Source organism: Hoeflea sp. AS60, from assembly GCF_038900115.1.
Classification (GTDB): Bacteria; Pseudomonadota; Alphaproteobacteria; order Rhizobiales; family Rhizobiaceae; genus Hoeflea.
Map to the genome: position 1 here is coordinate 466074 of NZ_JBBMQP010000001.1, position 22187 is coordinate 488260.

Sequence of the window (22187 nt, forward strand, 5' to 3'; positions counted from 1 at the left end):
GCTCAATAAGTTTCGGCTAAAACCGTCCATGGCCATTGCGTAAAACTCCCCTACTTCATCAAGTCTGAAGCTTGGCAAGAGGACTTGATGATCATGCAAACCCGGACGGCTTTGACATTTGGTCGATCAGAAGCACTGGCACATGAGTGACAAACCCGGCCAGGGTCGACCATCCCCGGTGCCCTCGCATCGCCTTTCTCGCCTTGCAGGCTTTGGCTTGTTGACGGCAGGCATCGCTACCCGGACCATGTTCGAGGGTGCGCGCAGGTTGAGCCGCGGCGAGCTGCCCACACCCGCAGATCTCCTGATCACCCCCACAAACATCCTGCGGGTCTCGGATGAATTGGCGCGAATGCGAGGCGCTGCGCTGAAACTTGGCCAATTGCTGTCGATGGATGCGGGGGATTTTCTGCCGCGCGAACTGGCCGAGCTGATGGCGCGATTGCGGGCAGATGCCGATTTCATGCCGCCACAGCAACTCAATTCCGTTCTGGTCAGCAATTGGGGACCCGGCTGGAGAGCCAGGTTCAACCGTTTTGACATGCGTCCGCTCGCTGCGGCCTCGATTGGCCAGGTTCACCGGGCAACAACAGTCGATGGCCGTGAACTGGCGATCAAGGTGCAATATCCAGGCGTGGCGCGGAGCATCGACAGCGACATCGACAATGTCGTGTCACTGTTCCGGCTGACCGGACTCGCGCCTCCCAAAGCAAGGCTCGAAAGCCTGATTGCCGAAGCCAAGAAACAATTGCATGAGGAGGCGGACTACATACGGGAAGCTGACAACATCAAGCGCTTTACCGAACAGCTTCGCGGCATCGATGGATTTGTGATGCCCGTCGTGCAGGAGGATTTCAGCACCGGCAACATCCTTGCCATGACCTTCGTCCCGGGCCTGCCGATCGAAACATCTGAAGGTCAAAGCCAGGACATCAGGGACCGGACCATGACGCGGCTTATCCGCCTAGCGCTTGATGAGCTGTTCAGCTTTGCCTTTGTGCAGACCGATCCAAACTTCGCAAACTACAGCTACGATGCAGCCAACGGGACTATCGGCCTCCTCGATTTTGGCGCAGCGAAAGAGCTTTCGGCCGAAACAGTCAGCCTCTACAGGCAGTTGCTTTGCGCCGGGCTGGAAGGGGATCAAGGCAGGATTGCAGAAATCGCAGTCAAGCTGGGGCTGTACAACGAGCAGACCCGCCCGCATCACCGAACCATGATCATTGAGATCATCACGCTTGTGTTCGACGCGGCAAGGCGGAGACCGACTTTTGACTTTGCCAATGATCAATTGCTACAGCGTCTGCGGTCGATGGGAACGGACATGGCGCTCGATCAAAGTTTTGACCAGATCCCGCCGGTGGAGGTGCTGTACCTTCAAAGAAAGGCAGCCGGGCTCTACCTGCTCGGACGCCGCTTGCGCGCATCAGTGCCGCTGCTGGAGATTTTGCGGGACTACACCCATGACACCGTACCGCCTTCAGCCGAACGGCAAGACTAAATTGCCGGCCCGCTGATTTTGGCCCCTGACGACGTAACCCAAGTCAGAGATCTGAAGTGGTGTCAGGCAGGCACCACATCCCCACGTCTTGCCCGCGACTTGATGAGGATCAGGCTGATGATCCCAATGTTGAGGAAGTTCCAGGCGATCCCGTTGAGGAAGGCGGCCTGATAGGATCCGGTCAGGTCGTAGATCCATCCCGACATCCAGCCGCCGAGCGCCATCCCGAGGATGGTCGACATGATGACGAAGCCGACCCGGGCGCCGGCTTCCTTTGCCGGGAGATATTCCCGCACGATCAGCGCGTAGCTTGGAACGATCCCGCCCTGCGACAGGCCAAAGATCAGGCTGACCAAATAGAGCGGCACCATCGCGTCAAACGGCAGATACAGAAAAAGCGCGATGCATTGCAGCGTCGATCCGATCAGCAGGGTTCTGACCCCGCCCAGCTTGTCGGCGATCAGTCCTGAAACCAGTCGCGAGACGACGCCGCCCATCAGCATCAACGACAGCATCTCCGCGCCAACCGTCGGACCATAGCCGAGGTCAGTACAGTAGGAGACAATATGGACCTGTGGCATGGACATCGCCACGCAACAGCCGATGCCGGCAAGTCCCAGCATCCATTGCAGCGCGGTTGGCGAAAACCGCACCGATTGCGCATTGGCGAGCGACATCCTGTTGGCGTGCGCCGTTGCGTCGTCAGGAATCCGGCGCTTGAGCAGCAGCGACAGCGGAATGATCAGCACTACCGGTACGATTGCCAGCACCATATAGGCAGAGCGCCAGCCATGCTCGGTTAGCACGCCGCTCAGAAGAAGCGGCCAGATTGCCCCCGACAGATAATTCCCGCTTGCGGTGATCGCGACCGCAATGCCGCGCCGTCGGTAAAACCAGTGCGAGATATCGGCAATCAGCGGACCGAAACCCACTGCTGTGCCAAAGCCGACAATAAACTGCATCGCCGACAGCATCACGATCGACCCGCTCACTGCTGCAAGCCCGAAGCCTGCGGCCATGGTGAGCGCTGATACGATCAAGGCACTCGTGACGCCAAACCGATCGACGGCGCGTCCTATCACCAGATTGCCCAGCGCAAAGCCAACCATGGTCAAAGTGTAGGGAAGCGATGCATCAGCGCGGGCAACGCCAAATTCTGCCTGCACTGCCGGCATAATGACAATGATCGACCACATGCCAACATTGCCGAGCACGGCTATGGCCAGGGTCACGCCCAGCCGCGTCCACGAATACCGGCTGTCAAGAATTTCAGACTCACTCATGTCCGGCACGATATTTGGGACAATGGCGATTGTATAGGAAATTGCATGATCTCCGCATCCGTCGGTCCACTCTGCGCACAACACGATTGGAAATTGCCACTTCCCTCTGGCATCTATACTGCTTCCAGCGACAATGGGATGCGTGAGGGGAATTCAGACATGACAACATCGATTGCATTGCTCGGCACCGGACTGATGGGGCTGCCAATGGCGCGCCGACTGCTTGGCGCAGGGCATCAACTGACGGTCTGGAACCGCGATGCCTCAAAGGCCATACCACTTGCGGGTGAAGGCGCCCATGTGGCGGCCAGCGCCGCAGATGCGGTCAAGGGTGCAAACCACATCATCACCATGCTGACCGATGGTACTGTCGTGGAAAAGGTTCTGTTTGAAACCGGCGTGGCCGAGGCCATCAGCGCCGGCGCAACTGTCATCGACATGAGTTCGATCCAGCCGAGCCAGGCCCGCGCCCACGCCGAGCGTCTCTCCAGACTGGACATTTCACACCTTGATGCGCCCGTCAGTGGCGGCACCGGCGGCGCGGAAGCAGGCACACTGGCAATCATGGTCGGTGGGGACAGCAAGGTGTTCGATAACGCCGCAGGTATGCTGGGCGCCATGGGCCGCGCCATCCGCGTTGGCCCCACGGGTGCCGGTCAGCTTGCCAAACTCGCCAACCAGGCCATCGTCGGCATCGCCATCGGCGCGGTCTCGGAAGCAACCCTTCTCGTCTCCGAAGGTGGAGGCGATCTCGACGCATTCCGGGCAGCACTCGCTGGCGGCTTCGCCGATTCGACAATCCTTCAGGTGCATGGCCAGCGGATGCAGGCTAACGACTTTGCACCCCGCGGTCGCGTATCCGTTCAGATCAAGGATCTCGACAACGTCCTTATCGAAGCCCGCGCGCTTGGCATCAAACTGCCGTTGGTGGAAGCCGTGCGCGACCGTTTCGTGCGCTTGGCGGGCGAACTTGACGGCGGCAATCTTGACCATTCGGCCTTGTACGTCGAATTGCTTGATTTGAATGGCCGTTCGACAGCGCCGCGCGTTTGACCGCAATATCCCAGTCCTCCATGGTAAAGCATGAACACTAGCTCCCTGACCACCAAACGCCGCATCTCCATTCTCGGATCGACAGGCTCTATCGGCTGCAACACGCTTGATATCATGACCCATCTGGGTGGACGTGAGATGTTTGAAGTGCCCGCCATCACCGGAATGGGCAATATCGAGCTTCTGGCCAAACAGGCGCGGCAAACCGCTGCCGGCTTTGCCGTCACTGCAGACCCGGATCGCTATGAAGATCTGAAGTCGGCTCTGGCGGGGTCCGGCATCGAGGCGGGTGCCGGTCCGTCGGCACTCGTCGAGGCAGGCGCAAGAGACACCGATCTTTTGCTCGCTGGCATTGTTGGCATTGCAGGTCTGGCGCCGACGCTGGCGGCGGCTGCAGGTGGCGCGGATATCGCGCTTGCCAACAAAGAGTGCCTGGTGTCCGCCGGCGATCTGTTCACCGCAGCAATTGCCAAGGGCGGGGGCAAGCTGCTGCCTGTCGACAGCGAGCACAACGCCATCTTCCAGGTGCTGGAAGAGCACCAGCGTCACGCCGTCGAACGCATCATCCTGACCGCATCCGGCGGACCTTTCCGCGATTTCACCCGCGAACAGATGGCTGCCGTCACCCCGGAGATCGCGGCAGCCCATCCCAACTGGTCTATGGGCCTCAAGATCTCGATCGACAGTGCGTCGATGTTCAACAAGGCGCTCGAGATGATCGAGGCGCGCCACCTGTTCGGCATGCGCCCGGACCAGATCGAGGTCATCGTCCACCCGCAATCGATCATCCATTCGATGGTCGGCTATACTGACGGCTCGGTGCTGGCCCAGCTCGGCGCCCCGGACATGCGGCACGCGATCGGTTACGCCATCTCCCATCCCCGCCGCGCCAACCTGCCGATCGAACGTCTGGATTTCGCCAAGCTTGCCCGCCTCGATTTCTTTGCACCCGACGAGATCCGCTTCCCTGCTCTCGCCCTCGCCCGCACCGCCATGCAGCGCGGCGGCCTTCAGGGAGCGATCCTCAACGGCGCCAAGGAGGCTGCCCTCGAAGCCTTCATCGCTGGCCAGATCGGTTTTCTCGACATCGCCGACATTGTCGCCTCTGTCATGGACCGGCTCAATGACGGGCGTAAAGCCCAGTCCATCGAAGAGGTATACGCGGCGGATCGGGATGCCCGCAGGGTCGCGGCGGAGTTGATGCGAAAGTCAGCCTGAATGCTCCCTTCAATGAAAAAGGGCAGATCTGAGGATCCGCCCTTTCTCATTGATACTGATTCTTTGAACCCGATCAGCCTGCAGCTGTCACCGCCCGCTTGGCCATCACCTTGACCAGGTTGGCGCGATAGGCCGACGAGGCATGGATATCGGACATCAGGTCCGAATCGTCGACCGTGATGCCATCAAGCGCACCGGCCGAGAAGTTCGAAGCCAGCGCCTGCTCCATATCCGCAGACCGGAACACACCATCCGAGCCAGCTCCGGTGACCGCGACCCGCACAGATCCATCGCCGTGCTTGGCCACAAACACACCGGCCATCGCGTAGCGCGATGCAGGGTTGGGGAACTTGGCATATCCAGATTTGGACGGAGCATTGATCTCGACCGCCACGATCAGTTCGCCGTCCTCAAGCGCCGTGTCGAACATGCCGGTGAAGAACTCATCGGCACCGATGGAGCGCTTGTTGGTAACGATTGTGGCATTGAGCGCCATCAGCCCCGCCGGATAGTCCGCCGCCGGGTCGTTGTTGGCAATTGAGCCACCGACAGTGCCCATGTGACGCACATGCGGATCTCCGATATGGGCAGCCAAATGAGCAAGCCCCGGGCAGGCTGAAGCGATCTCCGAAGAGTTCGCCACTTCCGCGTGGGTGGTCGCAGCCCCGATCCGGATGGCCCCGCCATTGACCGAGATGCCTTTCATCCCGGCGATATGGCGAAGATCGACAAGGTCTGAAGGAGCGGCGAGCCGCTGCTTCATTGTCGGCAGCAGGGTTTGCCCACCGGAGAGGTACTTGGCCTCGTCATTGGACGAAGCCAGCTTGACTGCATCCTCGACCGAGGAGGCGCGGTGATAGTTGGTTGCATACATGATGTCTGCCTCCCTTTCCTACTGGTTTGACCCGAGCGCTGCCCAGACCCGTTGCGGGGTTGCAGGCATCGTCAGGTCATTGTTGCCGATTGCGTCGGTAATGGCGTTGATCAGCGCCGGCGGGGATCCGATCGCACCGGCTTCGCCGCAACCCTTGATGCCAAGCGGGTTGGACGGGCACGGCGTGGTCTGGTGCGAGACGTTGAATGACGGCAGATCGTCGGCGCGCGGCATGGTGTAATCCATGTAGCTCGCTGTCAGCAGCTGACCGGTTTCCGGATCGTAATGCGTGCCTTCCAGCAGCGCCTGACCGATGCCTTGCGCAACCCCGCCATGCACCTGGCCCTCGACAATCATCGGGTTGATGATGTTGCCGAAATCATCGGCGGCCACAAACTGGATGACTTCGGTTTTCCCGGTTTGCGGATCGACCTCCACTTCGCAGATGTAGCATCCGGCCGGGAAGGTGAAATTGGACGGATCGTAGAAAGCGCCCTCTTTCAGTCCCGGCTCCATGCCTTCGGGCATATTGTGCGCGGTATAAGCCGCCAATGCCATCTGGAACCACGGCACGCTCTTGTCAGTGCCTGCTACCTTTAGCTCGCCGTTCTCGATGACGATATCGCTTTCATCGGCTTCCATCAGGTGCGCTGCAAGTTTCTTGGCCTTGAGTTCGACCTTGTCGAGCGCCTTGACCACTGCCGACATTCCGACGGCACCCGATCGCGACCCGTAAGTGCCCATGCCCATCTGCACCTTGTCGGTGTCGCCATGAACGATGGAAACCGTGTCGATGCCAACGCCGAATCGATCAGCGACAAGCTGGGCAAAGGTGGTCTCATGGCCCTGGCCATGGCTGTGCGACCCTGTCAACACTTCGACCGTGCCCACAGCATTGACCCGTACTTCAGCCGATTCCCAGAGCCCGACGCCGGCACCGAGTGATCCGACTGCGGCTGACGGCGCAATGCCGCACGCCTCGATGTAACAGCTCATGCCGATTCCGCGCAGTTTGCCGCGGCCCTTGGCTTCAGCCTTTCGTGCGGGGAAGCCGGCATAGTCAGAAGCTTCCATCGCGGCGTTGAGAGACGCCTCGAAATCACCGGCGTCGTAACACATGATCACAGGCGTCTGGTGCGGGAACTCCCGGATGAAGTTGGTCTTGCGCAATTCAGCAGGCGAGACACCAAGCTCACGCGCTGCAGTCTCCATCGTACGCTCGACCAGATAGGTGGCTTCCGGGCGCCCGGCACCGCGATAGGCGTCCACCGGCACAGTGTTGGTGTAAACCGTGCGCACATTGGCGTGGACCGCCGGGATATTGTATTGGCCCGAAAGCAGCGTCGCGTAGAGATAGGTCGGAACCGAACTCGAAAACAGCGACATGTAGGCACCGAGATTAGCGATCGTGTCGACCTTGAATCCGGTGATCTTGTTGTTGGCGTCAAATGCCATCTTGACCGTCGAGACATGGTCGCGGCCATGCGCGTCGGTCAGAAACGCCTCGGTCCGATCGCAGTTCCATTTGACCGGGACACCGGTGCGCTTGGATGCCCAGAGGCAGACAATCTCTTCGGGGTAGATGTAGATCTTTGAGCCGAAGCCGCCACCCACATCGGGTGCAATCACCCGGAGCTTGTTTTCAGGCGCCACGTTGTAGAATGCACTCAGCACCAGCCGCGCCACATGCGGGTTCTGCGACGTGGTCCAGAGCGTGTAGTGATCTTCACCCTCGTCATAGACCCCAAGCGCAGCACGCGGTTCCATCGGATTGGGAACCAGCCGATTGTTGATGATCTTCATTTCAGTGACATGCGCCGCCGAGGCGATTGCCGCATCGGTTGCAGCAGCATCACCGAGCTCCCAATCGAAGATCAGGTTGTTCTTTGCCTCAGGATGGAGCTGCGGAGCGCCGTCCTTCAGCGCCTCTACCGCAGACGTCACCACAGGCAGTGTCTCGTAATCAACAACCACGGCCTCAGCCGCATCCCGCGCCTGTGCCTTGGTGTCCGCCACAACGATGGCAACCGCATCACCGACATAGCGAACGGTATCCTGTGCCAGCGGACGCCATGCGCCCATGTTCATAGGCGAGCCGTCCTTGGAGTGGATCATCCAGCCACAGATAATGTTGCCGATCGCATCGTCGGCAAGCTGATTGCCATTGAGAATGCCGATGACGCCCGGCATCTTTTCGGCAGCGGAAGTATCGATGCCCTTGATCTTCGCATGTGCGTGCGGCGAACGGATAAAATGAGCATGCTTCATGCCCGGCACGACCATGTCGTCAGTGTACCGGCCCTTGCCGGTTATGAACCGCTTGTCTTCCTTACGCGCCACCCGGGCGCCAATACCTTCCATTCCCATGTCTCAAACTCCTCCGGTTGAGTGTAGGTGAAAAGCTGGTGCGGAAACTATCGTTTGCGCTAGAGGGCAGAACCTTGAAGCTGATGCAGGCATCCGAGTTTCAGCCGGCCCATGCTCTTCAGATCTGGATCCTCTGCCCGCCTCACGATCATCCGCAGTATCCGCAGCCTTTCGCCATTGCCTGTTCAGGCATGTCTATTCAGCTGCGACCTTCGCTCCGGCGCCCATCTTTGATGCGGCATCGAGCACTGACTTGACGATATTGTGGTAGCCCGTGCAGCGGCAGATATTGCCTTCGAGCTCCTGCCGGACGGTTTTTTCGTCCAGCTGGCCGCCGTGCCGATTGATCATGTCAACAGCCGACATGATCATGCCCGGCGTGCAAAACCCGCACTGCAGGCCATGGTTCTCGCGAAAGGCAACCTGAACCGGATGCAGCTCACCACCGGAAGCCAGACCTTCTATGGTCATGACATCCGAACCGTCAGCCTGAGCGGCAAGCATGGTGCAGGATTTGACGGCCTTGCCATCAACATGGACCACGCAAGCCCCGCATTGCGAGGTGTCGCATCCGACATGGGTTCCTGTAAGTCCGAGGTTTTCACGAATAAACTGGACCAGAAGGGTCCGGTCCTCACATTGACCTGAAACGGAGCGCCCGTTCACAGTCATCGATACATTGGCCATTAAATTCCTCCCTGGGGTGCGCAGTCCTCACTGACACATAGGGCATCTTTTTCCTTTTTTGAGAAAGGATCAACAGCTAAACTTGGTTTTCTGTTCGACCATGTCACTACTTGAGCAGGAGTCGCCGAGCACAAGGCTCGGTCTCCTTTAGCAGTGACACCTCGATCATGGGTAGAGACTTTGCTGCGACATCAACGCTTCAGACTGGCAGTGCCGCGAAAGGTGCCGGAATCGCTGAGGTTCAGCATCAGATTGCGCCAAGAAATCTGTTGCCGCATAACCCGTTTCAAACTATAAACTGACCGGACGGTCGATTAATATCAACCGGAGTTGGAGGGGAACACTATCCGAAAGGCTGATGCCGCCACACCGGGATACGCTTCCCGATGGCAACATCAAGTGACATAACTCTATCGGTGGCGCCCATGTTCTATATGCGGCAAGCCCTAGGCAGTTACAAAAAATGCCCCTAATTTCCGGGGCGATACGCGAATTTGAAATCGCAAACCGATCTGGGAGGATACAATGAAAAAACGCAATTTCCTGAAGTCCGCTGCTGTTGCAGCACTGGCACTTTCCGCAATGGGCGCGTCGTCGATTGGCGCGGCCGCGCAGGAAGTCACCCTGCGCATGCACCAGTTTTTGCCGGCTCAGGCCAATGTGCCGGCCGAGCTGCTCATTCCATGGGCTGAAAAGATCGGCACCGAATCCGGTGGCCGCATCAAGATCGAAGTGTTTTCGGCCATGTCGCTCGGTGGCACCCCGCCACAGCTGATGGACCAGGCCCGCGATGGCGTTGTCGACATCGTCTGGACCCTTCCAGGCTACACCCCGGGCCGATTCCCGCGCGCGGAAGTGTTTGAACTGCCGTTCACCATGACCAATGCAGAAGCCACCTCGCATGCCTACTGGGACCTGTTCAAGTCGGACATGGAAGAGCAGGAATTCAAGGGCGTCAAGATTCTCGCCACCTGGGTCCATGGTCCCGGCGTAATTCATGCCAAGGGCAACGGCGTGCGAAAGCTTGAGGACATGGAAGGCCTGAAGGTGCGCGGTCCGACCCGCGTCATCAACGGCATGCTCGCGGAACTCGGAGCAGAGCCGGTCGGCATGCCGGTTCCGGCGATTCCGGAAGCTCTGTCCAAGGGCGTGATCGACGCCACAGTCATTCCATGGGAGGTGACCCCGGCACTCAAGATTGCAGAACTGGTTGATACCCATACCGAGTTCTCGGGCGATCGTGCACTTTACACTGCCGCATTCGTGCTGGCGATGAACCAGGCGAAGTACGACAGCCTTCCCGACGATCTCAAGAAGATCCTCGACGACAACACCGGCGCTGACTTCTCCGCTTTTGCGGGCAAGACCCAGGCCTCGTTTGATGCACCCGGCCGAAAGATCGCGGAAGCAACAGACAACGAAATCGTTGTTCTTGATGAGGCTGAAGTGGCCCGCTGGCAGGCCGTTGCCGAAACCGTTCGCGACAACTGGTTCGACGAGATGGAAGCCAAGGGCATCGACGGCGAAGCACTTTATGCCAAGGCTCAAGAGCTGATCGCCAAGTACACCAAGTAAGTCGATCGACTTTCAAAAACCGGCGGGGATTGCCTGAAAGGGCCAACCCCGCCGGACTCATATCAAGTGCATCAACGACCAGCATGCGGCCAAAATGGTGCAGCCTTTCCAGGCCGAACGTCGCACTGGCACTGTCGCAGACCAAGCATTCCGGATAAACCAGTCGGACAGTGCGGCGAAATTCGCCGGTTCGAAAACATCGTCGGGCATTCGGGTGGTTTTATCCGAAATTGCCATAGATTTTTGCCGCGGACCAGTTTCGCGGCCACGCCCGGGAGGGAGGGTTCAAAATGTTTGACCGGATTGACCGCCTGATGCGGTCCATTGCAGCCTTCATGGCAATCCTGGGCGGGCTTGTATTGATCGCCGTCATCCTGGCAACCGTCGCCTCGGTCAGCGGCCGCGCCCTGCTCTGGATTGGACTTAGCCCGATCCGCGGTGATTTCGAACTCGTGGAACTCGGAACCGGGTTCGCAGTCTTCTCGTTTCTGCCCTGGGTTCAGATCAACCGTCAGCATGCATCGGTTGAAATCCTCACCATGCATATGGGCGACACGGCCAACCGGCTGATCGACATGGCATGTGATCTTTTGATGCTTGCCATTGCAATCCTTCTGACCTGGAAGCACTGGGACGGCACACTCGATAAATTGGCCTATGGCGAGACCACGTTCATCATTCAGTATCCGATCTGGTGGGCCTATGCTTCAGGTCTGATGGGTGCATTCGGCTTTGTCCTGATCAGCTTCTGGTGCGTGATCCTGAGCGCCAAAGCACTGCTGACCGGCCGGAACCAGTCCCATGGAGAGACGGTACATTGACCAATATCGACATCGCCCTTCTCTCATTCCCGGTTCTGCTGGTGCTGATTTTTCTGCGCGTGCCGATCGGGCTTGCAATGCTGCTCACCGGGATTGGCGGAAGCTATTTCATCAATGGCTCTTTCCTGATGATTTTCGCCCAGCTCAAGAACCTGACCTGGGGCACGTTTTCCGCCTACTCGCTCTCTATCATTCCGCTGTTTCTGCTGATGGGCCAGTTCGCCACGCTTGGCGGCATGTCGCAGGCACTGTTCAAGGCAGCGGAAACATGGATGGGACACAAGAAGGGCGGCGTCGCCATGGCCGCTGTTGGCGCATGCGCCGGCTTCGGCGCGATCTGCGGCTCGTCGCTGGCAACCGCTGCGACAATGGGCCAGGTCGCCCTGCCTGAACTCAAGCGCTACGGCTATTCCGGCGAGCTCGCCACCGGCGCACTCGCTGCCGGCGGCACACTCGGCATTCTGATACCGCCCTCGGTTATCCTGGTGCTCTACGCCATCCTGACCGAGCAGAACATCGCCAAACTCTTTGTTGCTGCCTTCATTCCGGGCTTTCTTGCAGCCATCGGCTACATGATTGCCATCGCCATCTATGTCAGGATAAAGCCTGAATCTGCTGGCCACAGGGACCGTGCGCCCTATTCAGAACGGTTTCGGAGCCTGATTGCTGTCTGGCCGGTGTTGATCGTGTTCATCGCCGTCGTCGGCGGCATTTATGGCGGCATCTTCACCCCGACCGAGGCTGCTGCCATCGGCGCCTTCGGCACCGGTGTGATCGCACTCTTCAATGGCGGGTTGAACAGCTCGACCTTGAAGACCTCCATCCTGGCCACCGCCAGCGCCACCGGCATGATCTTTCTCATCGTCTTCGGCGCAGGCGTCTACAACGCCTTCCTGGCACTCAGCCAGCTGCCACAAACAGCCGCCGCCTATGTTGGAAGCCAGGGCTTCAATCCCTGGCTGGTGATGGTCGGCGTCCTGCTGCTCTATCTGGTTTTCGGGTGCATCATGGACTCGCTGTCGATGATCCTGCTGACAGTGCCTATTTTCTTCCCGATCATGTCAGCGCTTGATTTCGGCCTGACGCCCGAGGAATTCGCACTCTGGTTCGGCATCCTGGTGCTGATTGTCGTGGAGGTGGGGCTGATAACGCCACCGGTGGGGATGAACCTCTTCGTCATCAACTCGATGGCCAAGGACACGCCATTGTCCGCGACCTATCGCGGCGTGTTCCCCTTCGTCATGACCGACATCATTCGTGTCGCCATCCTGACCATTTTCCCGGGCATCACGCTTGTCGCCGTCAGGATGCTTTACTGACGGCGGGGTTGACGGTTCCCAACCTGGCTCGGCTCAGAGGCCGATTGCGCGGATAGCCTCGGCCAGCGCGGCGTCAACAGGAATTCCGTTCGCAAGATAATCGCTGCGGATCTGCTGCCGCCGGCGTCCGGGTATACGGGCTCCCTCGGTGCCTGCCACCATATCGGCCATCAACGCCATGCGCTCCGCACCGCCAGGCCCGAATGCATCCGGGTCGATCGCGATGATCGCCTGCCCGGTGCCAGGCGGGTCGCCCTTGTCGTCAAAGAACGATGTCGCCTGCCAGGCATAATTTGCCCCGGTCAATCCGGCGCAGAGAAGCTCGACCATCAAGGCCAGCGCAGTCCCCTTGGCATCCCCGAGCGGGATCATCGTCCCCGCCATCGCAGCTTTTGCATCGGTAGTGGGCTGGCCATCGGGGTCAAGCGCCCATCCTTCCGGAATTGGCTCACCCTTTTGTAAGGCAGCCATGATCTTTCCGCGGGCAACCTTGGACAGGGAGATATCGACCACCACCGGCGCGCCGTCTGAAAGCGGTGCGGCAAAGGCAATCGGGTCAGTCCCGAACAGCGGCCGACGTCCGCCCCATGGCGCCATCGCCGCCGGCGCGTTGGCCACCATCAGCGCAGCAACGCCCCGATCAGCAAGCGCTTCGACGATCACGCCAGCGACCCCACAATGATGCGAGCGGCGGATACCGGCAATGGCGATACCTTGCTTCTTTGCAGCTTCGGGCAACCACTCGAGCGCCAGATCCATAGCCGGATAGGCAAAGCCATTGGCGGCATCGATCGCAAGCGCACCAGGCCTTGTCACTTCTGCTGTCGGAACCGCAAAGCCATCAACCTTGCCCGCCCGCGCCTGTGCCGAATAGGCATCCACCCTGCGCAGGCCATGACCGTTCTGCCCCGCCAGTTCTGCCGCCAGAAGCGCCCGGGCAACCGAAGTGGCATTCGCCTCCGAGGTTCGGCTGCGCATCAGCGCCCCGGTTATCAACTCGGTGACGGCCTCTGGCGTCATCGTCAGCATGTCACTCATGCCTTGTTCCCCAGCGCTTCAAGCACTTTGTCAGCGATCAGATGACTGACCCGCTCGTTGGATTCACCTGTAACTCCAGCAATATGAGGTGTCAGGACAAGATTTCCGAGCCCCTTAAATTTCTCGCCCGCCTCGGCGGTCAGCGGTTCGGTCTCGAACACATCAAGCGCTGCTCCGCCCAGCCGCTCCGCCTTGAGCGCGTCGGCCAGTGCCGCCTCATCGACGATGCCGCCGCGGGCCGCGTTGATCAGGATCGCATCCGGCTTCATCCTGGAAAGCGCCTCGGCGTCAATCATGTTCCGCGTCGCATCGGTCAGCGGCGTATGCAGCGAAATCACATCGCTGAATTCCAGCACACCGTCGAGCGACACGTTGCGAGCGATCTGCCAGCCCGGATGATCCGCCATCAGATAGGGGTCATAGGCAACAATCTGCATGCCCATCATATGCGCTCGCCAGGCGACTTCGCGGGCAATCGAGCCGTAGCCGATGAGACCCATTGTCTTGCCCGCGAGCTCGCGACCCATCATCGATTGCCGCGGCCAATCGCCCGCCGCAACTTCCGAAGACCGCAGATAAGCGCCGCGCAACAACATCAGCGCCGAGGTGATAACATATTCGGCCACTGAAAGGTCATTGGCGCCGGTTGCCGGAATGACGGCAATCGAGCGCGCCTTGCAGGCCGCCACATCGATATTGTCGAGCCCGACGCCCAGCCGCCCAACCACACGCAGCCTGGGACCCATGCTCAGAAGGCTCTCGCGCACCTGGGTGCGGTTGCGAACGATCAGTGCACGCGCTGATGTCAGATGATCATGCAGCTTTGCCGGATCATCGACCAGTTTCGGATCGTAAAGCGTATCATATGCGTGAGCGAGGCGGCCAACAGCCGCCTCGTCCATGAATTCGGTGATGACGATATCTGCCATGAAAACTCCGTCTGTTCCCCGGTTTTAAGCGGAACGATAGAGTTTTGTCATGGAGAATTCGCGGTGACCAAGCGCTTCGGCTGCTGTCGCGCGACCGTTGGATGTGCGAATGATCATCTCGATCAGCGCATCGCCGGCTTCCTCAATTGTCATTTCACGCGTCAGCACACCGGTCACGTCCACGTCGATGTGTTCGCTCATGGTGCGCAGGGTGCGCGGATTGCCTGAGATCTTGATCACCGGCACAATCGGATTGCCAACCACGTTGCCCTGCCCGGTCGGGAAGGTATGGATCACCGCGCCACCGGCAGCCATCAGGGTCACGCATTCAGCGGCAGCCGACGACGAATCCATGAAATAGAGACCCTTGCCTGATTGCGGTGCTTCGGCTGGTTCCAAAATGTCGATGAACTGCGAGGTGCGGCCGATCTTCTCGAGATTGCCCAGCGCCTTTTCCTCGATCGTCGTCAGGCCGCCCTCGATATTGCCCTTGGTCGGCTGGCTGTCAGAAAGGTCGTCTGTCTGATGCGCGAAGATGACGTCGTTCTGATAGGCTTCCCACATCTTGTACCAGCGCTCGCCAACTTCCTCGTTGATCGCCCGCGTCTTGCAGATATGCTCTGCCCCGGTAATCTCGGATGTTTCGCCGAAGAAGCCGGTGATCCCTTCGGGCAGCAACTTGTCATACATATTGCCGACCGTCGGGCACGAACTCAGGCCGGTCGTGGTGTCGCTCTCGCCGCATTTGGTCGAGACCCACAGTTCCGAGATCGAGCATTCTTCGCGCTGCAACTCGGAGGCAAAATGCACATATTCCTTTGCCACGCGCGACGCATCCATGATGGTCTTGAGATCACCATTCTGCTCGATCGACAGACCGGTCACCGGCTTGCCGGTGGCGGCGATGCCATCGACGATCTTCTTGGTCCAGCCAGGTTCGATGCCGATCACCACCACGGCCGCCACGTTCGGGTTCGACCCGGTGCCGATCATGGTGCGGAAGTGGACATCAAGGTCTTCGCCGAACTGAAGACGGCCATAGGCATGCGGGATTGCCAGTGTGCCCTTGATGTTGTTGGCGACCGCTTCGCAGGCCGCATTGGAGATATCGTCAACCGGCAGGATGACGACGAGATTGCGAACGCCGACCCGGCCATTCTCGCGCCGATAGCCCTGAAAAGTCATGTTTGAATATTTCGATGCCATGATGAGGGCTCCTACCAGCGCTTGGTTTTCAGATTTTGTGTGTGGACATGAGCGCCCTTGGCAACGTCGGCGACGAACTTGCCGATATCCTCGCCGTATTTGGTAGCGGTATCGCCCGCCTTGATGTCCTTCAGCGCGATCTTGTGGCCAATCGGCACATCCGCGTTCGACACAAGCTCGAAGCTCGAATTGTCATGGGTGACGACACAGAGCATCTTGGTGCCGGCCTTCAGGCCTTCGACAACAACGACGCCGACATTGTCTGCGTGGTCATGAACTAGCAAATGGGGGGTGGTCACGTTTGTCCTCCAGTGTGAAAAAAGTGTATTGGTATGGCGTCCGACGAACAAGTCTTATATAAGACATAAGATACGATATGTGCACGAGTCAACCGGGGCAGGGCATGGAAAAGAACAATCAAGTCGCCGATGGCGCAGAAAGCGGCGAGGCAATCGGGTTCAAGCCGCTCTACGCCCAGGTCCGCGAAAGGCTGATGCGTCGTCTGGTCGAAGGGGCATGGCCACCAGGCATGTTGCTGCCCAGCGAAATGGAGCTGGCGCGGCAACTCAACGTCAGCCAGGGCACCGTGCGCAAGGCGCTCGATTCGATGACGGCTGACAATCTGCTGCTGCGCCGCCAGGGCCGCGGCACCTATGTGGCCGAGCCCGAAGAAAGCCGCATCCTGTTTCAGTTCTTCAGGCTGTCGCCGGATGAAGGCACTGCGAGCTTTCCAGATTCACAGGTGCTCAGCACGGGCAGCGCCAAACCGACCGCGACAGAATTGAAGGCGCTGCAGCTGACCGACTCCGATGACGTCATCCGCATCGAACGCATCCGCTCGCTGTCGGGCCAGCCGATCCTGATCGAAACCATAACGCTGCCGTCAAACCGCTTTCCGGATTTCGATCACCTGAGCATCATCCCGAACAATGTCTACAGGCTCTACTCCGAGCGTTGGGGCATCACCATCGGCAGCGCCGAAGAAAGGCTCAAGGCGATATCCGCCAGCGCCCGCGACGCCACCAAGCTGGGCTGCGACAAGGGTGAACCGCTTCTGCTGATCAGCCGCGTCGCCCGCGATCTGGAAAATCGCCCGGTGGAACTGAGATGGTCGCGCTGCATAAGCCGCGACATCCACTACGCGGTCAATCTGCGGTGAACCTCACAGACTGATGGCAGCACCGGTCTTGGCGGATTGCTCCGCTGCCAGCCCGATCCGCACCGCTTTCATCCCGTCTTCAAGCGATACCTCTGGCACGCCGCCGGTGCGGATCATCGCCAGGAATTTCTGGTGCTGGAAAAACGTCGATCCGTGATGATCGCCAACCGCAAGAATGGCGGCATCGACATCGACAATCTCGCGGATCTCCCGCTTGGTATCGCGCGGTGACAGCACGAATTCCGAATGCCGCTCCTTGCCATCAGGCGAAAACCGCGAAGGGCCAGGAACAAACGCCTCCGCCTTGGCGACATCACCGGTGACGGCAATCGCCTCCTGCCAGCTCGAGCCTTCGGCGAACATGCAGAGGTCCAGCATGGCGCGCATGCCATTGTCAAAATCGATCACCACGAAGGCATTGTCGAGAATGTCGGGGCGTTTGCCGTCATACTCTTCATCAAGAAAATTGACGTCCACACCGCCCGACGCATAGACGCGAACCGGCTCGGCCTGGGCGATCAGCCGCATCAGATCGAAAAAATGGCAGCATTTCTCAACCAGGGTGCCGCCCGTCTTGTGCTCAAAGCGGTTCCAGTCGCCAACCTTCTTCAGAAACGGAAACCGGTGCTCGCGAATTGCAATCATGCGCGGCGTACCCGTCTGTCCGGACCGCACAGCCTCGATCAGGCGCTCCACCGGCGGAATGTAGCGGTATTCCATCGCCACCCAGACCTGAGAGGTCCGCCCCGCAGCGCGGGCAAGAATATCCTCGCAATCAGACAGCGTCGTGCACAGCGGCTTCTCCACCAGGATAGGCAGATCCGCTGGCAGCACGTCCAACAGAATCTGGTGATGCAGGTGATTGGGGGTGGCTATCACCAGCGCGTCGCACAGCCCGGATTGCAGCAGGTCAGCATGATCTATGAACCCGGCACAGCCTTGCCCGGCCATGAACGCAGCACTTGAGCGCATGCCCTCATCCGGATCGCTGACCGCCGTCACCTGCGCACCGTCCAGGAGACCGATGGTGCGGATATGCTCCTGCCCCATCATGCCCGATCCGATGATGCCGTATCTGATGTCTGTCATGGGGCTGGCCTCAAAGGTGGATGACGGGCAGGCCTGCGGCTGCAGCGAAACTTTCGAGTGCTGCGACATGGTCGCCATAGGCAAGCGCCATGTGATGCTCGAGCCCGCTGTCGATAACGCGTTTCAGCATCTCACGCGCAGGGCGCTCGAATTTCACCACGCCGGAGGTGCCGGTGAAGGCCATTGCGCGCTTGAGCACCTCGCCTCGGGCAATCACGAGGCTCTGCCGCCCGCGCGCCTGGCTCAGCCGGACAAAAGTGACCGGACCTGGTTTGAGCGGAAATTCAAACAGCAACGGCATTTTTCGGTTGGTGTGGATGGTGGCGCGGGCGGCCACGTCCGGATCCGCCATCGAGATCGGCGCCTGGCCGCAATGCCAGACCACGCCGGTGTCATCGCTCTCGTCCATGTCCACCAGATCCACGAGGAACACCGGCTGGTCGCTCGCCGCCTGCAAGAGCAGTTGCGTTGCCGCGCCATAGACATCTGCCTCGCAGGCGCATGGCACCCGGCCCTCGCCCATCATCGAGGCCGGACCACATACCGCGCCGCCATATTCGGTAAATGTTTCCGGCCAGCAACGAATGGCGAACGCATCAAAGGCCCCGTCGGTCTTCATCCCGTCCAGCGCCAGCTTGAGCCTCAGTGATCGATCAAGCTCCACCTGATCGACCTGATCAAGCTCTGACAGGGTTTCGGCAGCCGCAGCTCTAAGGTCGCTCGCCGCCGCATCGGGCGCTGCGCGGGCACGTGAAAACAGATCAGAGAGCTCGAAGCCGCTAACCGTCATTCCGGTCAGCGCCGACAACCGTTCGCTATCGTAGGCACAGGTGTCAAACCCGTCCGGATGCGCCCCGATCCGGGCGATTTGTTTGCCACGCAAACCGCTCAACAGAGCCTCGCCATACTCCGGGTTTGCGGCGGTTTCCTGCGGAATCAATGGACGAACCATCGGCGTATCGGTCAAGATCGCATCAATACCCGGAGTATGTGGCGCGGCATAGCGCCAGGAAAACAACCGGTCGCGAAGGCCTAGCGCATGCGAGGCCAGATTGAGCCCGCAGAAGGCATTGAGCCTGAGCCGCCCTCCCAGACGGGGTTCCGGCACGGCCCATATGGCAAGCGGCTGCTCGAACGCCTCGGCGATGCGGCAAGTCATCGCAGCATCGGTGAAGGTAACCTGCAGAATGAGGATTCTGTCTGTCTTTTCGCCGGCAACCTCTAGCATAGCCGCTTGCGTGGAAGCCGCATCCATCAGCAGCTTTCCCGGGCCAACCAGTCGGTGACCGGTTGCTTTGAGGTCGTCCAGCATGGCCGCCAGCATGTCTTCGGCAAAGGGCACATCAAATGTAGGCCGACCCAGCGGCAAGACACCGATCGTGAGCATTTCAACAGACATCAATATGCCCCCTTACATCACCGGGTAAAAACACTAGATTGAGGTCATGAAATTGATCTTCAGACGTTGGCCTGCGGCCGTCATCCTTGCAATGGCCATCGTCACCATTGCCCCGCCCACCAAGGGCTTTGCCACCGAGGCAGCCTGGGCGCGTCTGGCGGAGGGCGGATACACAATCCTGCTCGGATATGCGCGCACGCCAGGAAGCGGCGAACCACTCAGACCCGACCTTGGCGATTGCGAGAACACCAAAAGTTTGTCCGACCGCGGCATCCAGGAAGCCCGTCGCATCGGCATGCGGTTTGCCGCTCGCGCCGTCTCGATCAGCGCCATCTATGCCGGTGAATTTTGCCGCGCTTTGGAGACCGCTGAAACCGCCTTCGGACGCCGCGAAGTCGAGACAAGGGCCTTTCTCAACTCGATCGTCGGTGGTGGCGATCCCTACACCATCCCAGCCGAACTCATCACTGCTGTGGAAACCTATGACCGCGCCGGCAATCAGTTGATGGTCACCCATCCCGTTCTGATCAAGGCGATCTCCGGCTCTACGCCGCGCGAAGGCGAAGCCATCATCATTGCCCGAGGGGTAAATCCGGGTGACAAGCCGCGCGTCATCAACCGGTTGCTGCTCGACTGAAAGTCGACGCTCCATCACCCGAAATCCTTGTAGGTATGACGGAAGCCCTGGTCTGCAGGACTAAACTGCGCACCATCGGGTCCGAACACCGAATGCTGGCTCCACGGTGTAGCAGCTTGGTCTGTGAGCGCATTGAGCTCACGCATATAGTCGACCGACCCTGTTTCCAGACCTTTGCGCATGCCGTCCCAGTCCGGATAGAGCCCGAAAGGCTCAAGCCAGATCGCCCTTCCGGCAAGATAGCCCGACGCACCTGCCCGATAAGCATGAGTGAGTATATTGCGGAACTCTGTCTTGCCGGCGCCAGCTGACAGCATCACCCAGGGGCGTCCCGCGAGCCGCCCCATCTCGTCGAACGCCGCCTGCACATCCGGGTCTTCACCCTCTGGCACATCCTTGGCCGCAATCGGGCTCTCCAGCTTGAAAACGTCAATCCCGAACTCAGGCGCGGCAAAGTCCGCTACCGATTGCAGCACATGGTCAGTGCGCTTGCCTGTCATCTCCACGTAATCGCTGGTCTGGTGGGCATCGCTCGCCAGCGGATAGACCAGCAACTCGAACAGGAACGGAATGTCATGGCGCGCGCAGGCCTCGCCGATCCGCTTGGTGAAATCCTTTTGCTTCTGACGATTGTGCTCGGGCGCATCTGGCCGGTACCAGGCCAGCACCTTGACAGCATCGCCACCCATCCGCTTGATCTTGGCCACCGACCAGTCATCAATCTCGCTCGACAGCCTTCCATCCGGCGTCTCCTCGAAAACCGAATCCTCAAGCGTCACGATCAGCCCCTTGGTCGGCGAGAGTTTGCCGATACCGCGCGGGATAGCATAGTGCGGATCGAGCAGCATTGCCGAAGATTGCCCCTGCAGCGTCTCGATCAGCAGCGTCTTGAAATCGGCCACCTCCTCCCATGGAGCTTCCACAACTCCGTGATGTTTGGCAATCGGCCCCTTGATCGGCGGCCGCTGATCCACCGCCGTCATCTTGAACAACCCGGCGTCATCCGCCATGCGCCGCATGCCCCACAGTTTACCTGCGCTTAGCTGCATGACTGAGCCTCTTTCATGAAGGTTTCGGTTTCTGCGCGTGTCGGATAACCGGCACGGCCATTGGTCCGGGTGCACTTGACCGCCGCAACAGCGCTGGCAAAGCGGATTGCCTCCGGCGGCGACGCACCCTCGCCGAGCCGGAGCGCGAAGGCGCCGTGCCAGACATCGCCAGCGCCCAGCGTGTCGAGCGGGGTGATCACGAACGCAGGCTCAAAACCGGACAACGCGCCGTGCCGCCAGGCCACACCCGCGGCGCCATCGGTGACGCAAACGAATGCTCCTGTTACGGCAGCAACATCGGCGAGCGCCTTGTCGAGATCATCATGCTCCGCCCAGTCGCGCAGCCCCTGCGCCGAAAAAGCAATGTGACTTGCCAGATTGAGCGCCGCTTCCGCCTCCCGGATCGGCGCCTCGCCGTCAAGCACACCGGGCAGACCGCGCTCACGGGCGGTTCGCATCAGCACTTCCGCACCGTCAGGCCATCTCGTATCGGCCAGCGCCGCATCAAAATCATCAGGCAAGGTCGCTTTCAGCCAATCGGCGTCCATCGGCAACTCCGGATCGCGAAAATTGACAATCTGGCGTTCACCACCCTGATCGATAAACACTGACGAAAACGAGGATCGTCTTCCCTCAAACCGGCGCAACATGGCGCAGTCGACGCCATCGCCCTCAAGTCCTGCGGCAATCATATCCGCCACCTGATCCGATCCAAGCCGGCTCGCCAGCATCGCATGACCGCCAAGCCGGGCAATCGCTGCAGCGGCGTTCGCGGCACCGCCACCACCGGTGATCTCAGCGCCTTTCGCCCGATATTTTTCAGCCAGGCGCGGCATCTCGTCCAGAAAGAAGACGAAATCCACCACGGCGACCCCTGTGGTCACGATCTTTGTCATTGCAATCTCTATCCCAGGCGCATTTCAAGCCAGCGAAGCTCCGCCCGGAGAGACCCCGGGCGGTTCGGTATTCAGCCCACAAGAGGT

Annotated in this window: 20 protein-coding genes; 8 read left to right on the forward strand and 12 right to left on the reverse strand. The window is 59.8% G+C overall.

Annotation, left to right across the window (positions count from 1 at the left end):
• The first annotated feature begins 142 nt into the window (after positions 1–142).
• Positions 143–1501, forward strand: coding sequence for an AarF/ABC1/UbiB kinase family protein (locus WNZ14_RS02175; protein WP_342866965.1), 1359 nt, complete (start codon positions 143–145; stop codon positions 1499–1501).
• Between the two features lie 62 nt (positions 1502–1563).
• Here WNZ14_RS02175 and WNZ14_RS02180 read toward each other — a convergent pair whose 3' ends face one another.
• Entirely contained in the window at positions 1564–2784 is a 1221-nt protein-coding gene (locus WNZ14_RS02180) for an MFS transporter (RefSeq protein WP_342866966.1), read from the reverse strand.
• 159 nt (positions 2785–2943) lie between these two features.
• On the opposite strand from WNZ14_RS02180, the gene WNZ14_RS02185 reads away from it, so the two are divergent.
• On the forward strand, positions 2944–3837 hold the full coding sequence (locus tag WNZ14_RS02185) for an NAD(P)-dependent oxidoreductase (protein WP_342866967.1): 894 nt from the start codon (positions 2944–2946) through the stop codon (positions 3835–3837).
• Between the two features lie 30 nt (positions 3838–3867).
• Complete coding sequence (dxr, locus tag WNZ14_RS02190; protein ID WP_342866968.1) at positions 3868–5055, forward strand: 1-deoxy-D-xylulose-5-phosphate reductoisomerase; 1188 nt, start codon at positions 3868–3870, stop codon at positions 5053–5055.
• A gap of 73 nt (positions 5056–5128) precedes the next feature.
• Here dxr and WNZ14_RS02195 read toward each other — a convergent pair whose 3' ends face one another.
• From WNZ14_RS02195 to WNZ14_RS02205, 3 genes are all read right to left on the reverse strand, one after another.
• Positions 5129–5929 carry a xanthine dehydrogenase family protein subunit M gene (locus tag WNZ14_RS02195; RefSeq protein WP_342866969.1) on the reverse strand — a complete coding sequence of 267 codons (801 nt, stop codon included), beginning with the start codon at positions 5927–5929 and terminating at the stop codon, positions 5129–5131.
• A gap of 18 nt (positions 5930–5947) precedes the next feature.
• Entirely contained in the window at positions 5948–8296 is a 2349-nt protein-coding gene (locus tag WNZ14_RS02200; RefSeq protein ID WP_342866970.1) for a xanthine dehydrogenase family protein molybdopterin-binding subunit, read from the reverse strand.
• A gap of 195 nt (positions 8297–8491) precedes the next feature.
• Positions 8492–8983 (reverse strand): (2Fe-2S)-binding protein, encoded by a 492-nt coding sequence (locus WNZ14_RS02205; protein WP_342866971.1) that lies wholly within the window; start codon positions 8981–8983, stop codon positions 8492–8494.
• 525 nt (positions 8984–9508) lie between these two features.
• On the opposite strand from WNZ14_RS02205, the gene WNZ14_RS02210 reads away from it, so the two are divergent.
• The 3 genes from WNZ14_RS02210 (at position 9509) to WNZ14_RS02220 (ending at position 12698) form a co-directional block, all read left to right on the forward strand.
• Positions 9509–10558: a TRAP transporter substrate-binding protein gene (locus tag WNZ14_RS02210; protein ID WP_342866972.1), complete on the forward strand. Its 1050-nt coding sequence runs from the start codon at positions 9509–9511 to the stop codon at positions 10556–10558.
• A 290-nt stretch (positions 10559–10848) separates the two neighbouring features.
• Complete coding sequence (locus WNZ14_RS02215; protein WP_342866973.1) at positions 10849–11379, forward strand: TRAP transporter small permease subunit; 531 nt, start codon at positions 10849–10851, stop codon at positions 11377–11379.
• Positions 11376–12698 carry a TRAP transporter large permease gene (locus WNZ14_RS02220; RefSeq protein ID WP_342866974.1) on the forward strand — a complete coding sequence of 441 codons (1323 nt, stop codon included), beginning with the start codon at positions 11376–11378 and terminating at the stop codon, positions 12696–12698. Before WNZ14_RS02215 ends, WNZ14_RS02220 begins: the two co-directional genes overlap by 4 nt.
• Positions 12699–12731: 33 nt before the next feature.
• On the opposite strand, the gene WNZ14_RS02225 is transcribed toward WNZ14_RS02220, so the two are convergent.
• From WNZ14_RS02225 to WNZ14_RS02240, 4 genes are read right to left on the reverse strand one after another with little or no spacing between them, the layout of a single operon-like run.
• The gene (locus WNZ14_RS02225; protein WP_342866975.1) at positions 12732–13736 is read right to left on the reverse strand and encodes an Ldh family oxidoreductase; all 1005 of its coding nucleotides are present in this window, start codon (positions 13734–13736) and stop codon (positions 12732–12734) included.
• Positions 13733–14665: a hydroxyacid dehydrogenase gene (locus WNZ14_RS02230; protein ID WP_342866976.1), complete on the reverse strand. Its 933-nt coding sequence runs from the start codon at positions 14663–14665 to the stop codon at positions 13733–13735. Before WNZ14_RS02230 ends, WNZ14_RS02225 begins: the two co-directional genes overlap by 4 nt.
• 24 nt (positions 14666–14689) lie before the next feature.
• Positions 14690–15871, reverse strand: a complete 1182-nt coding sequence (locus WNZ14_RS02235; protein WP_342866977.1) for a UxaA family hydrolase — start codon at positions 15869–15871, stop codon at positions 14690–14692.
• Positions 15872–15882: 11 nt separating this feature from the next.
• The gene (locus WNZ14_RS02240; protein WP_342866978.1) at positions 15883–16170 is read right to left on the reverse strand and encodes a UxaA family hydrolase; all 288 of its coding nucleotides are present in this window, start codon (positions 16168–16170) and stop codon (positions 15883–15885) included.
• 104 nt (positions 16171–16274) lie between these two features.
• On the opposite strand from WNZ14_RS02240, the gene WNZ14_RS02245 reads away from it, so the two are divergent.
• Entirely contained in the window at positions 16275–17030 is a 756-nt protein-coding gene (locus WNZ14_RS02245; RefSeq protein WP_342866979.1) for a GntR family transcriptional regulator, read from the forward strand.
• Positions 17031–17033: 3 nt separating this feature from the next.
• Here WNZ14_RS02245 and WNZ14_RS02250 read toward each other — a convergent pair whose 3' ends face one another.
• Together WNZ14_RS02250 and WNZ14_RS02255 are read right to left on the reverse strand one after the other, a co-directional pair.
• On the reverse strand, positions 17034–18119 hold the full coding sequence (locus tag WNZ14_RS02250; protein WP_342866980.1) for a Gfo/Idh/MocA family oxidoreductase: 1086 nt from the start codon (positions 18117–18119) through the stop codon (positions 17034–17036).
• A gap of 10 nt (positions 18120–18129) precedes the next feature.
• Positions 18130–19518 carry a hypothetical protein gene (locus WNZ14_RS02255; protein WP_342866981.1) on the reverse strand — a complete coding sequence of 463 codons (1389 nt, stop codon included), beginning with the start codon at positions 19516–19518 and terminating at the stop codon, positions 18130–18132.
• A gap of 46 nt (positions 19519–19564) precedes the next feature.
• Here WNZ14_RS02255 and WNZ14_RS02260 point away from each other — a divergent pair, with 46 nt between their 5' ends.
• The gene (locus WNZ14_RS02260; protein ID WP_342866982.1) at positions 19565–20155 is read left to right on the forward strand and encodes a histidine phosphatase family protein; all 591 of its coding nucleotides are present in this window, start codon (positions 19565–19567) and stop codon (positions 20153–20155) included.
• A gap of 14 nt (positions 20156–20169) precedes the next feature.
• Here WNZ14_RS02260 and WNZ14_RS02265 read toward each other — a convergent pair whose 3' ends face one another.
• Complete coding sequence (locus WNZ14_RS02265; RefSeq protein WP_342866983.1) at positions 20170–21204, reverse strand: tagatose 1,6-diphosphate aldolase; 1035 nt, start codon at positions 21202–21204, stop codon at positions 20170–20172.
• Positions 21195–22100: a PfkB family carbohydrate kinase gene (locus WNZ14_RS02270; RefSeq protein WP_342866984.1), complete on the reverse strand. Its 906-nt coding sequence runs from the start codon at positions 22098–22100 to the stop codon at positions 21195–21197. Before WNZ14_RS02270 ends, WNZ14_RS02265 begins: the two co-directional genes overlap by 10 nt.
• Between the last annotated feature and the right edge of the window lie 87 nt (positions 22101–22187).

Coding starts and splice junctions, on each gene's coding strand:
- WNZ14_RS02175 (WP_342866965.1), top strand. CDS start 143: ATGAGTGACAAACCCGGCCAGGGTCGACCATCCCCGGTGCCCTCGCAT.
- WNZ14_RS02180 (WP_342866966.1), bottom strand. CDS start 2,784: ATGAGTGAGTCTGAAATTCTTGACAGCCGGTATTCGTGGACGCGGCTG.
- WNZ14_RS02185 (WP_342866967.1), top strand. CDS start 2,944: ATGACAACATCGATTGCATTGCTCGGCACCGGACTGATGGGGCTGCCA.
- dxr (WP_342866968.1), top strand. CDS start 3,868: ATGAACACTAGCTCCCTGACCACCAAACGCCGCATCTCCATTCTCGGA.
- WNZ14_RS02195 (WP_342866969.1), bottom strand. CDS start 5,929: ATGTATGCAACCAACTATCACCGCGCCTCCTCGGTCGAGGATGCAGTC.
- WNZ14_RS02200 (WP_342866970.1), bottom strand. CDS start 8,296: ATGGGAATGGAAGGTATTGGCGCCCGGGTGGCGCGTAAGGAAGACAAG.
- WNZ14_RS02205 (WP_342866971.1), bottom strand. CDS start 8,983: ATGGCCAATGTATCGATGACTGTGAACGGGCGCTCCGTTTCAGGTCAA.
- WNZ14_RS02210 (WP_342866972.1), top strand. CDS start 9,509: ATGAAAAAACGCAATTTCCTGAAGTCCGCTGCTGTTGCAGCACTGGCA.
- WNZ14_RS02215 (WP_342866973.1), top strand. CDS start 10,849: ATGTTTGACCGGATTGACCGCCTGATGCGGTCCATTGCAGCCTTCATG.
- WNZ14_RS02225 (WP_342866975.1), bottom strand. CDS start 13,736: ATGAGTGACATGCTGACGATGACGCCAGAGGCCGTCACCGAGTTGATA.
- WNZ14_RS02230 (WP_342866976.1), bottom strand. CDS start 14,665: ATGGCAGATATCGTCATCACCGAATTCATGGACGAGGCGGCTGTTGGC.
- WNZ14_RS02235 (WP_342866977.1), bottom strand. CDS start 15,871: ATGGCATCGAAATATTCAAACATGACTTTTCAGGGCTATCGGCGCGAG.
- WNZ14_RS02245 (WP_342866979.1), top strand. CDS start 16,275: ATGGAAAAGAACAATCAAGTCGCCGATGGCGCAGAAAGCGGCGAGGCA.
- WNZ14_RS02250 (WP_342866980.1), bottom strand. CDS start 18,119: ATGACAGACATCAGATACGGCATCATCGGATCGGGCATGATGGGGCAG.
- WNZ14_RS02255 (WP_342866981.1), bottom strand. CDS start 19,518: ATGTCTGTTGAAATGCTCACGATCGGTGTCTTGCCGCTGGGTCGGCCT.
- WNZ14_RS02260 (WP_342866982.1), top strand. CDS start 19,565: ATGAAATTGATCTTCAGACGTTGGCCTGCGGCCGTCATCCTTGCAATG.
- WNZ14_RS02265 (WP_342866983.1), bottom strand. CDS start 21,204: ATGCAGCTAAGCGCAGGTAAACTGTGGGGCATGCGGCGCATGGCGGAT.
- WNZ14_RS02270 (WP_342866984.1), bottom strand. CDS start 22,100: ATGACAAAGATCGTGACCACAGGGGTCGCCGTGGTGGATTTCGTCTTC.